This window comes from Pantoea phytostimulans, assembly GCF_046118715.1.
Lineage (GTDB): Bacteria > Pseudomonadota > Gammaproteobacteria > Enterobacterales > Enterobacteriaceae > Pantoea > Pantoea phytostimulans.
This window is the reverse complement of the sequence record NZ_CP173698.1, coordinates 3,122,199-3,136,679: the sequence shown is the minus strand read 5'-3', so window position 1 is coordinate 3,136,679 and position 14,481 is coordinate 3,122,199. Positions and strand designations below refer to the sequence as shown.

Here is a 14,481-nt window from a genome sequence, read left to right as displayed (position 1 = left end):
GTAGCGTGTGGGCAACTCTCTGATCAGGTTGCCCACATGCGCGAAAAACAACTTACCTTTGCTTCACGTCATCACCAACTCACTAATATCAACGTCTGGACCGCAGACAGCCAATGGCTGGCCTTTGATGTACGTCCTTCAGGCGCGTCATTTACCGGTGAAACCCTTGAGCGTGTCAATGTAGAAAGTGGCGATGTCGAGGTGGTGTATCAGGCAAAAGAGGGGGCGTATGTTGGCGTCGTCACCGTCAGTCCAGATTTGCCGCCCCGCTACGTTTGCATTCACGGCCCGGAACATCCTGACGAAAGCTGGCATTACGATTTTCACCATCGCCGCGGCGTTATTGTGCAAAACGGTGAAGCGCAGAATCTTGATGCCTGCGATATTACGCCGCCGTTTACGGCCGGCGCGCTGCGTGGCGGCTCTCACGTTCACGTTTTCAGCCCAGATGGCTCGCGCCTTAGCTTTACCTATAACGACCATGTGATGCATGAATGGGATACGCGCCAGGATCTGCGCAATGTCGGCATTGCTGTGCCATTGCATGCGGTCACGCCACCTAAACAACATCCACGTGAATATGATGGCAGCCATTTCTGTGTGTTGGTGAGCGCCACCACGGCGCAGCCTAAACCGGGCAGCGATGACATTAATCGTGCCTACGAAGAGTGCTGGATTGGCAATCAAGGCTATATAAAGCCGGATGGACGCCAACAACGGTGGGCGATCGCCTTTATTGGCGACACGCTCTCGCCGCAAGGGGATAAACAGCCGGACATTTTTGTGGTTGATCTACCCGATGCGCTTGAAGATTACGCCCGCGCTGGCGATACACCGCTGGAAGGCCGCAATGATTGTTTGCCTGCACCGCCCGCTGGCGTCACGCAGCGCCGCGTCACCTTTAGCGGTTTGGCGCAGCAGCCACGCCATTGGTTGCGTGCGTCATCCGATGGCAGCGCTATCGCGTTTTTAAAAGCAGATCGACAAGGCGTAATCCAGTTATGGAGCGTTTCGCCTAACGGTGGCGAGCCACGGCAGATCACCCAACTGGCGAGCAGCATTCAGTCAGCGTTCAGCTGGCACCCCGAGGGCAAGGCGATTGCATTTGTGTGTGATAACAGTGTGATGCGCTGCGACGTGTCGAGCGGTGATTGCCAGCGCTTAACCATTCAACGCGATGAAGCGCCGTCCGGCGACGCCGTTGTGTGGTCACCTGACGGAAAACAGATCGCTTATATGCGTGAAGTGAATGGTTGGCGTCAGCTGTTTAAGGTTGCGGCTGAATAGTTGGCATCGGCTGCGCCTGAGCCAGATTCTCTTGCGTATGTGCCAGCTTTTCGCTCCGCAAAACGCGAGCACGTGGGGAATCGAGAGATTGATCGTGGTCGTTGCGATAATAATCCCACGGCAGCAGTAGCGTATCCATCACTGCTGAGAACGGCAGATCAACCAATGCCAGCGGCTTCAATGCCCAGCTGGTGTTGTCATCCACTAACATATCAGCGCTGGCGCGCGTGCCGGGATAATAACCCTGGCTTGCGCCAGTGTGTGACATGACGCTGGAACAGCCTGTTGTCGCCATAGCGCAGCAGACAATGCCTGCCAGCGGTAAGGTTTTCATTATTTTCATTTCCATCATCCCTTCAGTCGTGGTATTCGCCTGACTGAGTTGGCTCGCCTGACTACGTCATCACTCTACGGTGAAGTCCGCCTTGGTCAGACAAAGGTATTCCTGAGTGTATGTCATTTCACCAGATTGGCGAAAAAAATTGCTTTTGGGGCCTTGAAAGTCGCTGGCTGGCACCCATTTTTATATCACGGTCATGCAGGGTGTCGCCGAAAGGGACGCCGCAGACCGGAACAACCTGTCCAATAGTGGAAGGTTGCCAAAACTTGCTGAATTTCAGGAGTCTTATTATGCGGAATTTTGATCTCTCTCCACTTTATCGCACCTCTATCGGTTTTGATCGCCTGTTTAACTTGCTCGAATCAAACCAAAACCAGAGCAACGGCGGTTATCCTCCGTACAACGTTGAACTGGTGGATGAAAATCACTATCGCATCACTATTGCGGTCGCGGGCTTTGCACAAAGCGAACTGGATATTACGTCACAAGACAATATGCTGATTGTGCGCGGTGCGCATCCTGAAGAGCAGGTCGAGCGTAAATATCTTTATCAAGGCATCGCCGAGCGTAATTTTGAACGTAAATTTCAACTGGCTGACCACATCGTCGTGCGCGATGCACGGCTTGAAAATGGTCTGTTAAGCATTGATTTGGAGCGCATCGTTCCAGAAGAGGCGAAACCACGCCGCATTGAAATTCTGAAATAATAATCCCTGCCGCACGTTTACGCGACGTTACGCAGGTACAGAAAGTCGATGAGTTAAACGCCGCAGCGATGCGGCGTTTTTTATTGCTTAAGGGTGTGTACGCATCAGAAATCGTTGCGTCACCATACCGCCAAACACATTCACCAACAGCCCAACGATGATCACCGAAGCGCCCAGCATTTGCTGTGCAGAGAGGGTTTCATTGAGAAACAGCGCCGCGCTTAATATACCCACCACCGGCACCAACAGCGAAAGGGGTGCGACACGCCAGGTTTCATAACGGCTGAGCAAATTGCCCCAAATCGCATAACCGACAATGGTGGCGACGAAAGCCAGATAAATCAGCGCCAGCACAGTTTGCAAGGTGATATGCAGCAGACTGAAAACAATGGCCTCTTTGCCTTCAAACAGAAACGCGCAGGCAAAAAACGGTCCGATCGGCACCAGCGCGCTCCAGATCACCAGCGACATGATCGGCACCTTGCGGTTACGCATAATGATTTTGTTGGTAATGTTCCCCAAACCCCACGACAGCGCGGCGGCCAGCGTCAGCATCATGGTGGTTAACGTAATGCCTGCGGTGGCTTGCCCCTTCATACCTGCAGTCGCCAACATAAACATGCCCAGCGTAGCGATGATAATCCCGGCGATGTGATTCCAGCGCAGTTTCTCGGCTAACAGCAATGCGCCGAGCAGAATGGTGAAGAAGGCTTGCGCCTGCAAGACCAGCGACGCCAGGCCAGCCGGCATGCCCAACTTGATCGCCAAAAACAAAAACGCAAATTGACCAAAACTGATGGTGATGCCATACACCACCAGCCAGCGCAGCGGGATCGCCGGACGACGCACAAAGAAAATCGCTGGAAATGCGACCAAGGCAAAACGTAACCCTGCCAGTAAGAAAGGCGGCATTCCCTGCAGCCCCAGTTTAATCACCACAAAGTTCACGCCCCACGCCACCACCACGCAAAGTGCTAACAGCATATCTTTTACGGACATCACGTCCTCCTTCTGCTGCCGTCAGGCGGTGATCGCCATCGGCGTGGCAATCTCTGCACAGCAGTGTTCACCCACAATATGAAAATAGTCTGCTACCGCCAACGCGATCGATTTTTCCAGTGCACCGGCGTTAAACCACAACGTGCCCACCTCCTGTAGCCGCGCGTCCACGCGGAGCGCCAGTCGTTCATCAAAACTAAACGGCGGCACCGCCCCCATTACGCACTGGGTCAGCGCCTGCGCCATCTCTGGCGTAGCGAAGCTCGACTTCTTGCCGCCAATCGCCCGCGCCGCGCTTTTAAAGTTGATCTTGCAGTCGCCCGGCACAATCGCTAACAGGTAGCGCGAATCCGCGCCTTCCGGCATGGTGACTTCCAATAACATCGCTTTTGCTGCCTGGTTCAACGCGTTACCACGAATCTCGCTGATGACATCGGTCTGACCGATCGCGTCATGCTCTACCACACGGTAATCCGCCTGATGCTCATCCAGTAATGCTGTGATTTTTTCAAATACTGTCATTCGGTTTTCCTCATTGACGGGCCCCTGAATTAACTCCAGGCAATGGCATGCTTCATTTTTTTGTCAGTCAGACCAAAGAAGAAACCCATGGTGATGCGGGTATCGCCTTCGACGCGATCGATTTCATGGTAAAACGCCGGATTAAACAGATAGATATCTCCACTGCGCGGCGAAAATTCACAGGTTTCGCTGCTGTCCGTCACGCCACTTTGATAGCCCAGCTCTCCAGCGGTTTTGAAACGCTCATCTTCCGGTGACCACTTCTTGTTGTAGATACGCAGCGTCCCGCCGGCATTCGATTCCTGAAGGCACACCACACAACTCAGCTGATGCAGAATCTGAGTTACCACCAGATCAGTCTCTGCGGCATCGCGTACGATGTTGTCGTTATGCAGCGGATTCGCGACACCATTGGCATGAAAGCGCACGATGGAACCCGCGTAATCACCCTTTCCTGGTTCATGCGCAATCCGCAAACTGTCGAGCTTGAGCGTATGTTGCACCCAGTTGTAAATCTGCGCGCGCAAGCAACTCAGTGACGGCGGCAGCGACGGCTGAATATCGCGCAGCTCGGTAAAGTAGTTATCCGGCGCAGCAGTATGTTTTGCCAGATACGGTCCCAGCGTTGTAAGTGCCCCGTTGGGGTAGTGGGAGACGCGGATCTTTTCGCGACACGATTGCAAATCATCGACCACCGCTTCGCGCACTTCTGGCGTGATGAAATTACGCAGCACCAGCAAAGGCACACGCGCAGTAACGATGTCATCCAGCCAGGTCGTTTCAACGAACATGTTGGGATTGATGACGCGGATCTGATTAAAAATGGCCATGTTGTTTACTCCCACAAAGGAATCTCATGAAGTTCATGATTGCTCATGCGCCGCCAGGTGTCGGCACTGCCCAGTGTTGAAACCGGTTCTGAAGAGATAAATGTGCAGCCGTCCTGTTGACGGTAATGCATCGTAAAATAGTCAGGATAGGGTGTGTCTTCTGGATACCATTGCCACGCCCAGGCTTTTTCCCGGGTGACGACAAAGGCATTGCCTGCGCTGCCGCCCGGCGCGACTTGTGCCATTTTGCTGCGCAGGTAATCGCGGTTGAAATCGGCTGGTGTGACCTTATCAACCAAATATTGCAAATATTCTGCCGAGTCAAAACGCGACTCCGTTAAGCCAAGATGGCGGTAAACCGTGGGCAAAAATCCGTTGTGCATCATGTACCAATGGTTGCCAGCACTGTTGCGCCACAGCGGATGTGAAAATTCCAGTCCGTGATTTTTGGTCAACGTTGCATGGCGTACATGTACCGCTAAAAAACGCCCGCGTAGTCGATCAATATCAATACCCGGCAGCGCTTCGGCAAAGGTATCGGTGCCGTGCAAAGTACGAATCTGCCCCTCTTCCAGCCACAAACAGCCCCACCCGTTGGGATGTGCTTTTATCGGCCCGTCGTGTTCGGCGCTTTCGCCACAACTCATAGCACGCGCAGCTTCCAGTACAGTAGCGGGGTCAAACTGGCCGTGCGCCAGAATCATCCTGCACATAATAAATTTCTCCCTATGCTGGCTGTTTGCGAAGTAATGATCTGATTAAATATCGCCAAAATGTCGTCACGCCCGCCGGTTGTCAGGCGGAAGGTGGCGAGAATACCGGCGTGGCGGGTTAAATCGGCATACAGCGACGATCGCTGCGATACCTGCAACGCAGGCAGATTAAGTGGCGGCAGCAATACGCCCTGCTGATGCTGCGCGATCCAGGTTTCTGCTGTCTGCAGCTGTTCACTTTGCCGCAAGCGCAGCTGACCTACGGCATGAGGTGACGCAAATTCCAGCGCAGGCATCGGTTTACCGGCTTCAATTTGAAAAGCGATCTCGGCCCAGTTAATGCCGGTGACTTCCTGCACCAAATTCACCACACCCATGCCGGAAAGGCGAAAGCCCATTTCCAAAAAATGTGGCACGCCATCCACTACGATGAAATCGATATGAAATGCGCCTTGCCGGTAATCAAAGGTTTCACAGCAGAATTTCATCAGGCTGGAAAACGAAGACGGTAAGTGTTCGGCGGATGCGGCAACATGGCCCGACTCGTAGAAACTGACGCAACCTTCAGCATCACGATGCTGCTCAATCACCTTTTGGCAGCAGGTCAGCGCTTGCGGATGACCTTTATGCACCACACCTTGCAGTGAATACTCATCGCCCGGCAGCCAGCTTTCGACAATAAAACCGGTAAAGCCACGACCGCCGTAATTCATGGTTTCCACCAGTTTGTTTACCACCGCTGCGAGTTGGCTTTCCTCTTCAATTAACCAAATGCCTAAACCCCCGCCACCATCTACAGGCTTGATCACACAGGGGTAAAGCAGCGCATCTTGCGCATCAAGAATGCTGAGTGGCGAAGCGAAGAAACGAAATTCCGGCTGTGGAAAGCGTGACCAGGCTTTTTTTAACGCCATGCGCTGCGCATATTTATCCAACGGAATAAAGGCTGCGGGCGCATCGGGGCCAGCCAGCATTTCGCGCACCCGACCGGCGCTGGTGTTGTAGGCTTCAAACCCGGCCAGCACCACGTGCGGGTGTTCCAACATCCCGGCGCGCATATAAGCCTGCATCACATCCCACGGGTTTTCGGGCCGATCGAGACGTAAAATCAGATCGAACGGTAGTGACAAGCTAAGCGACTGGTAATCAACAAAATCGCCCATCTCTGCCAGCACGGTAAAATAACCTTCGCGCTTCGCGACGTCGCAATAAGGATTTTGTCCATCGCGGGTGGCACCAATCTGCAGGAAAATCTTTCTCATCGCTCTGCCTTACCGGGATTAGCGCCCGGAGATCACTTCGGTCACGGTGTCCTGAAGCACGCCGTTATTGACCTGTATCACCGCTTTATGCGGATCAAAACGCAGCACGCGCGACAGCGGATCGGCACTTTTGCCGTCCAGCAACGAACTGACCTGTTTGCTCTGCCAACAATGACGCATTTGCGCCATCGTCATACCGGAAAGCTGGGATAACGAGTGAGCCAGCGTCATATCGTCACTGCGCTGGCTAAGAAAATCGCGAATCGCCGTTTCATCCAGTGCAATATTTTGCTGTGTCAGCCAGCTGTTGAGCTGTTTTCCTTCCTCAATGAACGGAGAATAAATCATGCAAATCAGCTGTGTTTCATCTAAATCGAACGCCTGTTCAGCGAACTGGGCTGCACGCTGGCGCTGGCGCTCAATGGCTGCATCATCCTGATAACGCGCCGCCATCTCATCGATGAGCTGCGGTGGAAAATCTTTTTGCACCATCAAGCCAAGCGCAAAGCGCACATATTCCCGAATGCCTTCGGCATAGTTTCTTTGCAACAGCGTTTCTGCTCGCAGGCCGCGAATATGCGCCATTAAGGTTGGGTTGCCGCAGTCCGATTCAGAGAAGCTGAACATCAGGTCGTCAAAACGAAAGCGCATAAAGTCATTAAGCAGTGCCCAATGCGCACCCGCTTCATAAGCGGTATCTTCATAGATGTTGAAAAACAGCGGATCGCGCGCCAACTGATGCGTAATACGGTGGGCGGGCGTGACCTGATCGGCACCATAAATATCAGAAAAATAGCGGTCGGCTACGCCATCCAGCGTTTGCAGAAAGCCACTAAAGCCGCGGCTTTTATCCGCAACGGGCGCATCAAACAGGCGAGAAAGGTGGCGCGCCCAGGCAACGTAGGATGTTTGTTCCTGTGGCGAATCGCCGGTGATGATCACATCAACGCCGCCGTTGTAATCGGCTGCCAGCCCAAAGGAGTTGACCATGCTGAGGTTGCAGGCATTGCAAAAAGTGGAACGCGCATCTGCGCGAAAGCGGTGGCCATTCATCAGCACATCGTTGCGATTTTGCTGGCGGACGCTGTCCGGCATCGGCAAATGCCGCTCGAACGGACGAATCTGTAAGCCATCAACCACCAGACATTCGGTGAATTCATCACCCGGAATAGCCAGTGATTGATAAACGCGATCGATATTTTCCATCACGCTGTCGCTCATCGCCGCATGGCGGTTGGTGCTAATGCGTAGGCGAAAGGTGTTGCCCTGCTGCTGCCAGATAAGACCTTGAATGTATCGAACGTAGGCGACCATATAGCTACTGTCTTTGCCGCCGCCGTAGGCGAGCAGCACGCGGTTATTATCAAGCTGTTGTGTGTCCGGCAAAGCCGCAAGTAAACGTGTTGAGCAACGATTAGCAGAGTCGATGATTGCGGGCGAAAGAAAGGCTTCAATTTCCCTCATCATGGTGGACAAATTATTCATTTTTCACTTTTTCCTTTGGCTAATAAAATCGCATGAACGACGTGGAAAGAATTGATTCCACTAGAAAACGCCACGGCGTGGTTAGCTAATAAATGTCTCGGTCATTGAGAGCGTTAGACGCAAGCCAGCCTCGGAGAAATACCCGTCTTGCATCATGAATAATTAAGAGATGCAGCCTAAAGTACTTTGAATGTACTCTGTTGAATATGCACAGATCAGCACGATATGGGGTGGAACAGATGGCGGATGTTATCGGGGAGCAGGAGAGTCAAAGCAGTCGTTACCGCCAGATAGCAGAACAGATCAAGCAGGCTATTCATGCGGGCACGCTGCTGCCAGACAGCCGCTTACCGTCGGTACGCACGCTGGCCACGCAATATAATGTCAGCCTGACGACGGCGTTGAAAACATTACGCACGCTGGAGGATGAGCACTACGCGGTAGCACGCCCGAAGTCGGGCTTTTTTGTTGCACCCCGTCTGCTGGAGAAGCATTCCCGGGTAACGCTGGGTGAGCAGCCGCGTGAAGTCGCCCCGCTGGATGAGCAAACTGAGCTGCATCTGGCGATGGTCGGCTCAGATTGCCGCGTACGCCTTGATTTGGCGAACGGTGACAGCGCGCTCTATCCCGTGAAGAAAATTGGCTTGCTGATGCGCCAGATGGGTTACAGCAAACCGGCGCTGTTGGGTAACACGGTAAAAGGCACCGGCTACGCGCCGCTGAAAACCGAGATCGCCCGTCGGGCGGTCGATTACGGCTGCAACATCAACACGGATGATATTCTGATCACCAACGGCTGCATCGAAGCGATTTCACTGTCGCTGCGTGCAACCGTCAAACCCGGCGATATCGTGGCGGTGGAATCGCCCTGCTATTTCGTCTTATTGCAGATGCTGCGTAATCTCGATCTGCGAGTGATTGAAGTCGAAGCCGGGCCAGAAGGCTACGTTAACGTAGAAAAGTTAACGGGTCTGTTTCGCCGTAAAGCAGTAAAAGCGTTTCTTACGCTCTGCAACATCAACAACCCATTGGGAAAAAGCATTCCCAACGAACAGAAAGCGTACATTGCGCGCCAGGCCGACGAAAATGATGTGGTGATCATTGAGGATGATATTTTTGGTGATACCGCGTTTGGTGAACGCCGGCCCTTTCCCATGCGGGCCTTTAGCCCGAATGTCATTTTGTGCAGCGGCTTCTCGAAAACCGTGGCGCCGGGGATCCGCATCGGCTGGGTTCACAGCGTGAATTTCATGCGCAAAATTGCCTCGCTGAAATATACCTCCACCATGGGCACGTCAGTGCTGTCGCAGGCGGCGGTTGCAGAACTGCTGCGCAGCGGCGGCTACGATGCGCACCTGCGCAAGCTGCGACGTGAGCTTTCATCACAAATCAGCAAAATGCGTCAGTCGGTGCTACGCGAGTTTCCGGTTGGCACGCGCGTTTCTGAGCCAGAAGGCGGTTATGTCTTGTGGGTAGAGATGCCGGTTAACGCCTTAAATGTGCGAGCACTGTTTTTAAAAGCGCGCAATGCGGGCATTGGCATTGCGCCGGGGCATATTTTCGCCACCGATGACCGCTACGATCACTGCTTTCGGCTGAATGCCGGCTTCGGCTGGAACGCCGAAGTCGAGCAAGCCATTCGTCAGCTGGCACAATGGTGCCAACAATCGTTGATTGAAAAGCAGGTTTAATCGCGCCAGGCGTCTTCTACTTCTTCCGCCAGAATCTGTATCGCACGCTCGATATTGCTGGCATCCGGGACATAGTTCATACGCATACACTGATGCGTGTGCGGCCATTCATGTTCAAGCCCGGGGAAGAAGAAGTGGCCTGGCACCATCAGTACGCCACGCGCTTTGAGTCGTTGATAAAGCGTTTCCGTGCTGATCGGCAAATCGCGGAACCAAAGCCAGAGGAAAATCGCGCCTTCGGGTTTATGGATCAGGCAGCGATCTTCCGATAAATAGCGGCGAATAATGGTGATCGTCTGTGAAACCTTATCCTGATAAAACGGCTTGATCACCTCTTCTGACACGCGCAGCAGATCGCCACGACGAATCATTTCACAGGCAATGGCCGGGCCGATGCCGCCCGGTGCCAGGCTAATAATGCCGTTCATGTTGCCAATCGCGCTGATGGTTTTTTCGTCGGCAATGATAATGCCGCAGCGCGCCCCCGGCAGACCCAGCTTGGATAAACTCATGCAGAGAATGATGTTGGGATTCCACAGCGGACGTGCATCGCTGAAGATAATGCCGGGAAAAGGCACGCCATAAGCGTTGTCGATCAGCAGCGGAATATCGTGTTGCTGCGCCAGTACATCCAGCTTCAATAACTCTTCGTCGGTAATAACATTGCCGGTTGGGTTGGTGGGACGCGAGACGCAAATCAGTCCCACATCCTCATTCATCGGGAGATGTTCGAAATCGACGTGATACTTAAACTGGCCTGCTGGCAACAGTTCGATATTCGGTTTCGCCGAGACAAATAATCCTTCATCCAGCCCGGCATCAGCATAGCCGAGATATTCCGGTGCCAGCGGGAACAGCACGCGCTTTTTGCTGCCATCGGCGCGACGTCCAGCGAACAGATTAAACAGATAGAAAAAAGCGCTTTGGCTGCCGTTGGTCAGCGCAATATTTTCTGCGCTGATGGGCCAGCCCAGCTTTTCGCGCAGCAGTTCTGCCAGCGCTTCCAGCAAAACAGCCTTACCACGTGGGCCATCGTAATTGCAGAGCGCTTCGCTCAGCTTGCCTTCATCGTGCATCTGTTGCAGCAGTTGCTGAAAATAGTCGTTCATTGCCGGGATCTGCGCGGGATTACCGCCGCCAAGCATGATGGTGCCAGGCGTGCGCAAGCCTGCGCCCATGTCTTCCATCAAACGTGAGATACCGGAATTTTGTGTAAATTTGTCGCCGAATTGAGAAAAAGCCATAGCGGTTAAAAATTTGTAATAACGAATGGGGGATCCACCATAACGCCCGCCAGTGGCGGGCGCAATGGGAAGGCGCTCGGATTACTTCAGCGCCTGCGGGTTTACGCAGTTTTTCTCAACGTTGCCGCTCAGTGCAGCGATCAAATTTTCCACCGCATCCTGCATCATGCCGTAGCGGGTTTCGTGGGTGGCTGAACCAATGTGCGGCAGCGTCACGACGTTAGGCAGTTTCAACAGCGGCGAATCTGGCGAAACCGGTTCTTGCTCAAACACATCCAGACCAGCAGCGTGGATCGTCCCGTTCTGTAACGCAGCAATCAGCGCATTCTCATCCACCACCGGGCCACGTCCGGCATTAATCAGCACCGCACTCGATTTCATTAATTTAAGCTGTTCAGCACCAATCATATGGTGCGTCTGCTCGGTCAACGGCAGGCTGATACAGACAAAATCACTCTCTTTCAGCAGCGTTTCCAGATCGCAGCGCTGGGCGTCAAAGCGTGTTTGCGCTTCTTCATGTTCGCGGCGAGCGTTATAGAGCACCTTCATGCCAAAACCAAAATGCGCACGCTGCGCCAGCGCCATGCCGATGCGGCCCATGCCGAGAATTCCCAGTGTTTTGTGGTGTACATCAATGCCAAACAGATCCGGGCCAATGCTTTGCTGCCATTTACCTGCCTTCACCCACGCATCCAGCTCGGTGACGCGGCGGGCGCTGCTTAATACCAGCGCCATCATGGTATCGGCAACGGTTTCGGTCAGTACGGTCGGCGTGTGCATCAGCACCACGTGACGCTGATTCAACGCATCGACATCAAAGTTGTCATATCCCACCGAAACGCTGGAGCAGACACGCAGTTTTGGCATTTTCGCCAGTAAGTCACCATTCACTTTGCCGCCAGATCCCAGTAAACCTTCTGCCTGTTGCAAGGCGTCTGCATATTGCTGTTGGCTTTCTGGCGACAGATCGTTGATTTCAGTCACCGCGCAGTGTTCGTCGAGGCGGGCGCGTAAATCGTCGGGCAGGCTTTTGTACAGAATCACAGATGGTTTCATCAATTGCTCCCTGTAAATGAGTGACGGGCGACACACAGGTCGCCCGGAAAAATACGCTTAGCGCTTACGCTTTCAGGCGTGTTTCGCACCATGTAGCGGCGGCGTTTTGTTTTGTGCTGGTTTGACGATTAACGTCAACCAGACTGAAACCAACAAGGCACCGCCCATAAAAATGTAGGAGGCTGACGGGCTACCGGTCGCTCCATTAAGATAGCCGACAACCCAGGATCCCAGGAAGGAACCGAGTGCACCCATGCTGTTGATCAACGCCATTGCGCCACCCGATACGTTGCGAGGCAGCATTTCAGGGATAATGGCGAAGAACGGACCGTAAGGGGCATACATCGCAGCACCCGCAATCACTAACAGCGCATAAGAGAGCCAGAAATTATCTGAACCCACCAGATACGAACCGAGGAAAGCCAGCGCACCAATCAACAGCAGCGGCCAAACAAACAGCTTACGGTTTTGTGTCTTATCCGAAGCCCAGGAGACCACCACCATCGCAATGGTCGCCGCCAGGTACGGTACCGCCGACAACCAACCCGCTTCAACCATGCCCATTTGCGTACCGTTACGCAGAATCGACGGTAGCCACAGCACGAAGCCATACACGCCGATGCTCCAGGCGAAGTATTGCAAACACAGGATGATCACGTTGCGGTTACGGAACGCTTCGCCGTAGTTACGTACCGCTTTGATATTCTCTTGCTCTTTCTGTAATTCAGCCTGTAAGGCCGCTTTTTCCGCTTCACTCATCCAGCGCGCCTGCGCCGGCTTATCTTGCACCAGGAACCACCAGGCAACGGCCCATATCACCGCCGGAATACCCTCAATGATAAACATCTCGCGCCAGCCGAACGATTCAATCAGATAACCGGAAACCACCGACATCCACAGTACCGTGACCGGATTACCTAAAATCAGAAAGGTGTTTGCCCGCGAACGTTCTGACTTGGTAAACCAGTTGCTGATGTAAATCAGCATTGCAGGCATAACCGCAGCTTCCACCACGCCAAGTATAAAGCGAATGGCCGCCAGCATCGGAATGTTGCTTACTACCCCGGTCAGCGAGGCGCAGCCGCCCCACAAAATCAGGCACCAAAAAATCAGTTTTTTCACGCTACGGCGTTCAGCGTAAATGGCGCCGGGGATCTGGAAAAAGAAGTAGCCGAGGAAGAACAGCGCGCCAAGTAGCGATGACATGCCTTTGGTAATGCCCAGGTCGTCATTAATGCCTGCCGCAGAGGCAAAGCTAAAATTCGCACGATCCAGGTACGCCAGACTGTAGGTGATAAACACGATGGGCATGATGAACCACCAGCGTTTAGGCGCAATTGTCTGCTTTTTCATAGAAAAACCCTCTGTCAAAGCGATTGAGATGCAGGTTAGTATTCGCCCAGTTGCTGACGCGTCGGCAAACCTTCGCTGTCGCCAATCACCTGAATCGCCAAAGAACCAATTTTGTTACCGCGGCGAATCGCCTGCGGTAGCGTTTTACCTTCCAGCAGCGCGCTAATGACGCCAACCGCAAAACCATCTCCAGCGCCGACGGTATCCACCACGTTGTCGACCAAAATGGCTTCTACCTGCCCTTTTTCGCCCTCCGCAGTTTTAAACCATGCGCCGTCACAGCCGGTTTTGATCACCACCGCTTTCACCCCTTTATCGAGGTAGAAGTCAGCGATAGCTTCCGGTTGACGATGGCCGGTTAAAATCAGCCCTTCATTTTCACCTGGCAGCACCCAATCGGCATATTCCGCTAAATGGTTAAGCTGCTTACGCATTTCATTTTCACTGCGCCATAAAACGGGACGCAGGTTGGGATCGAAAGAGATCGTTTTGCCGCGTGCACGCATCTCTTTTGCCGTGTGTTTCAACAGCGCTAATGAACTGTCAGAAATCGCCGCCGCCACGCCGCTCAGATGGAGATGGCGCGCAGAGCCAAAATAGTCGTGATTAAAATCTTCCACCGAAAGGTGACTGGCTGCCGAGCCTTTACGAAAATACTCCACCAGCGGGTCAGAACCATCATCCACTTTTGATTTAAGCTGAAAGCCGGTCGGATAGCGTTTATCACAGGCTACCTGCTGATGATCGATGCCTTCTTTATCAAGTTGCTGGCAGATGAAACGACCAAAGGTGTCATCACCGACACGGCTTACCCAGCCGACCTTCAAGCCGAGACGCGCCAGACCGATTGCCACGTTAAGTTCTGCGCCAGCCGCGCGTTTTACAAACGTTTCAGCAGCGGCCAGATCGCCGGTCTCACGCGCAACGAACATTGCCATCGCTTCGCCGATGGTCACAACGTCAAGCATGCCGGTTTGATGCGTTGTCATGTT

At 53.4% G+C, this 14,481-nt stretch carries 14 protein-coding genes; 3 read left to right on the top strand and 11 right to left on the bottom strand.

What is annotated here, in order from left to right; genetic code table 11:
* Positions 1-36 precede the first annotated feature (36 nt).
* Complete coding sequence (locus ACF2G4_RS14690) at positions 37-1,287, top strand: DUF3748 domain-containing protein (RefSeq protein WP_409075055.1); 1,251 nt, start codon at positions 37-39, stop codon at positions 1,285-1,287.
* Here the strand turns inward: ACF2G4_RS14690 and ACF2G4_RS14685 are convergent.
* Entirely contained in the window at positions 1,268-1,630 is a 363-nt protein-coding gene (locus ACF2G4_RS14685) for a YceK/YidQ family lipoprotein (RefSeq protein WP_409075054.1), read from the bottom strand. The two genes, ACF2G4_RS14690 and ACF2G4_RS14685, sit on opposite strands and share 20 nt — an antisense overlap.
* 287 nt (positions 1,631-1,917) lie before the next feature.
* Between ACF2G4_RS14685 and ibpA the strand changes: the two genes are divergently transcribed.
* Entirely contained in the window at positions 1,918-2,334 is a 417-nt protein-coding gene (gene ibpA / locus ACF2G4_RS14680; RefSeq protein ID WP_215848074.1) for a small heat shock chaperone IbpA, read from the top strand.
* 87 nt (positions 2,335-2,421) lie between these two features.
* Here ibpA and ACF2G4_RS14675 read toward each other — a convergent pair whose 3' ends face one another.
* The 6 genes from ACF2G4_RS14675 to ACF2G4_RS14650 are packed head-to-tail and all read right to left on the bottom strand — an operon-like array spanning position 2,422 to position 8,145.
* Entirely contained in the window at positions 2,422-3,333 is a 912-nt protein-coding gene (locus ACF2G4_RS14675) for an EamA family transporter (protein WP_409075053.1), read from the bottom strand.
* Between the two features lie 21 nt (positions 3,334-3,354).
* On the bottom strand, positions 3,355-3,855 hold the full coding sequence (locus ACF2G4_RS14670; RefSeq protein WP_409075052.1) for a YbaK/EbsC family protein: 501 nt from the start codon (positions 3,853-3,855) through the stop codon (positions 3,355-3,357).
* Between the two features lie 29 nt (positions 3,856-3,884).
* Positions 3,885-4,685, bottom strand: a complete 801-nt coding sequence (locus ACF2G4_RS14665; RefSeq protein ID WP_243079794.1) for a 2OG-Fe(II) oxygenase — start codon at positions 4,683-4,685, stop codon at positions 3,885-3,887.
* Positions 4,686-4,690: 5 nt separating this feature from the next.
* Positions 4,691-5,398, bottom strand: a complete 708-nt coding sequence (locus ACF2G4_RS14660; protein WP_215848078.1) for a class II glutamine amidotransferase — start codon at positions 5,396-5,398, stop codon at positions 4,691-4,693.
* Positions 5,386-6,660: an acetyl-CoA carboxylase biotin carboxylase subunit family protein gene (locus tag ACF2G4_RS14655; RefSeq protein ID WP_409075051.1), complete on the bottom strand. Its 1,275-nt coding sequence runs from the start codon at positions 6,658-6,660 to the stop codon at positions 5,386-5,388. The genes ACF2G4_RS14660 and ACF2G4_RS14655 overlap by 13 nt, the downstream gene beginning before the upstream one ends.
* Before the next feature lie 18 nt (positions 6,661-6,678).
* Positions 6,679-8,145 (bottom strand): hypothetical protein, encoded by a 1,467-nt coding sequence (locus ACF2G4_RS14650; protein WP_409075050.1) that lies wholly within the window; start codon positions 8,143-8,145, stop codon positions 6,679-6,681.
* Positions 8,146-8,384: 239 nt separating this feature from the next.
* Between ACF2G4_RS14650 and ACF2G4_RS14645 the strand changes: the two genes are divergently transcribed.
* Positions 8,385-9,836 (top strand): PLP-dependent aminotransferase family protein, encoded by a 1,452-nt coding sequence (locus ACF2G4_RS14645; protein WP_243079797.1) that lies wholly within the window; start codon positions 8,385-8,387, stop codon positions 9,834-9,836.
* On the opposite strand, the gene ACF2G4_RS14640 is transcribed toward ACF2G4_RS14645, so the two are convergent.
* The 4 genes from ACF2G4_RS14640 to ACF2G4_RS14625 form a co-directional block, all read right to left on the bottom strand.
* Positions 9,833-11,080 carry a valine--pyruvate transaminase gene (locus ACF2G4_RS14640; protein WP_243079798.1) on the bottom strand — a complete coding sequence of 416 codons (1,248 nt, stop codon included), beginning with the start codon at positions 11,078-11,080 and terminating at the stop codon, positions 9,833-9,835. The two genes, ACF2G4_RS14645 and ACF2G4_RS14640, sit on opposite strands and share 4 nt — an antisense overlap.
* An 81-nt stretch (positions 11,081-11,161) precedes the next feature.
* Positions 11,162-12,136, bottom strand: a complete 975-nt coding sequence (gene ghrB, locus ACF2G4_RS14635) for a glyoxylate/hydroxypyruvate reductase GhrB (protein WP_243079799.1) — start codon at positions 12,134-12,136, stop codon at positions 11,162-11,164.
* Between the two features lie 72 nt (positions 12,137-12,208).
* Entirely contained in the window at positions 12,209-13,489 is a 1,281-nt protein-coding gene (locus tag ACF2G4_RS14630) for an MFS transporter (protein WP_409075049.1), read from the bottom strand.
* A gap of 35 nt (positions 13,490-13,524) precedes the next feature.
* Positions 13,525-14,478: a sugar kinase gene (locus ACF2G4_RS14625; RefSeq protein WP_215848081.1), complete on the bottom strand. Its 954-nt coding sequence runs from the start codon at positions 14,476-14,478 to the stop codon at positions 13,525-13,527.
* Between the last annotated feature and the right edge of the window lie 3 nt (positions 14,479-14,481).

What these genes read in the sequence shown, in the direction of transcription:
- ACF2G4_RS14690 (WP_409075055.1), top strand. Translation starts at nt 37, where the DNA reads ATGCGCGAAAAACAACTTACCTTTGCTTCACGTCATCACCAACTCACT.
- ACF2G4_RS14685 (WP_409075054.1), bottom strand. Translation starts at nt 1,630, where the DNA reads ATGAAAATAATGAAAACCTTACCGCTGGCAGGCATTGTCTGCTGCGCT.
- ibpA (WP_215848074.1), top strand. Translation starts at nt 1,918, where the DNA reads ATGCGGAATTTTGATCTCTCTCCACTTTATCGCACCTCTATCGGTTTT.
- ACF2G4_RS14675 (WP_409075053.1), bottom strand. Translation starts at nt 3,333, where the DNA reads ATGTCCGTAAAAGATATGCTGTTAGCACTTTGCGTGGTGGTGGCGTGG.
- ACF2G4_RS14670 (WP_409075052.1), bottom strand. Translation starts at nt 3,855, where the DNA reads ATGACAGTATTTGAAAAAATCACAGCATTACTGGATGAGCATCAGGCG.
- ACF2G4_RS14665 (WP_243079794.1), bottom strand. Translation starts at nt 4,685, where the DNA reads ATGGCCATTTTTAATCAGATCCGCGTCATCAATCCCAACATGTTCGTT.
- ACF2G4_RS14660 (WP_215848078.1), bottom strand. Translation starts at nt 5,398, where the DNA reads ATGTGCAGGATGATTCTGGCGCACGGCCAGTTTGACCCCGCTACTGTA.
- ACF2G4_RS14655 (WP_409075051.1), bottom strand. Translation starts at nt 6,660, where the DNA reads ATGAGAAAGATTTTCCTGCAGATTGGTGCCACCCGCGATGGACAAAAT.
- ACF2G4_RS14650 (WP_409075050.1), bottom strand. Translation starts at nt 8,145, where the DNA reads ATGAATAATTTGTCCACCATGATGAGGGAAATTGAAGCCTTTCTTTCG.
- ACF2G4_RS14645 (WP_243079797.1), top strand. Translation starts at nt 8,385, where the DNA reads ATGGCGGATGTTATCGGGGAGCAGGAGAGTCAAAGCAGTCGTTACCGC.
- ACF2G4_RS14640 (WP_243079798.1), bottom strand. Translation starts at nt 11,080, where the DNA reads ATGGCTTTTTCTCAATTCGGCGACAAATTTACACAAAATTCCGGTATC.
- ghrB (WP_243079799.1), bottom strand. Translation starts at nt 12,136, where the DNA reads ATGAAACCATCTGTGATTCTGTACAAAAGCCTGCCCGACGATTTACGC.
- ACF2G4_RS14630 (WP_409075049.1), bottom strand. Translation starts at nt 13,489, where the DNA reads ATGAAAAAGCAGACAATTGCGCCTAAACGCTGGTGGTTCATCATGCCC.
- ACF2G4_RS14625 (WP_215848081.1), bottom strand. Translation starts at nt 14,478, where the DNA reads ATGACAACGCATCAAACCGGCATGCTTGACGTTGTGACCATCGGCGAA.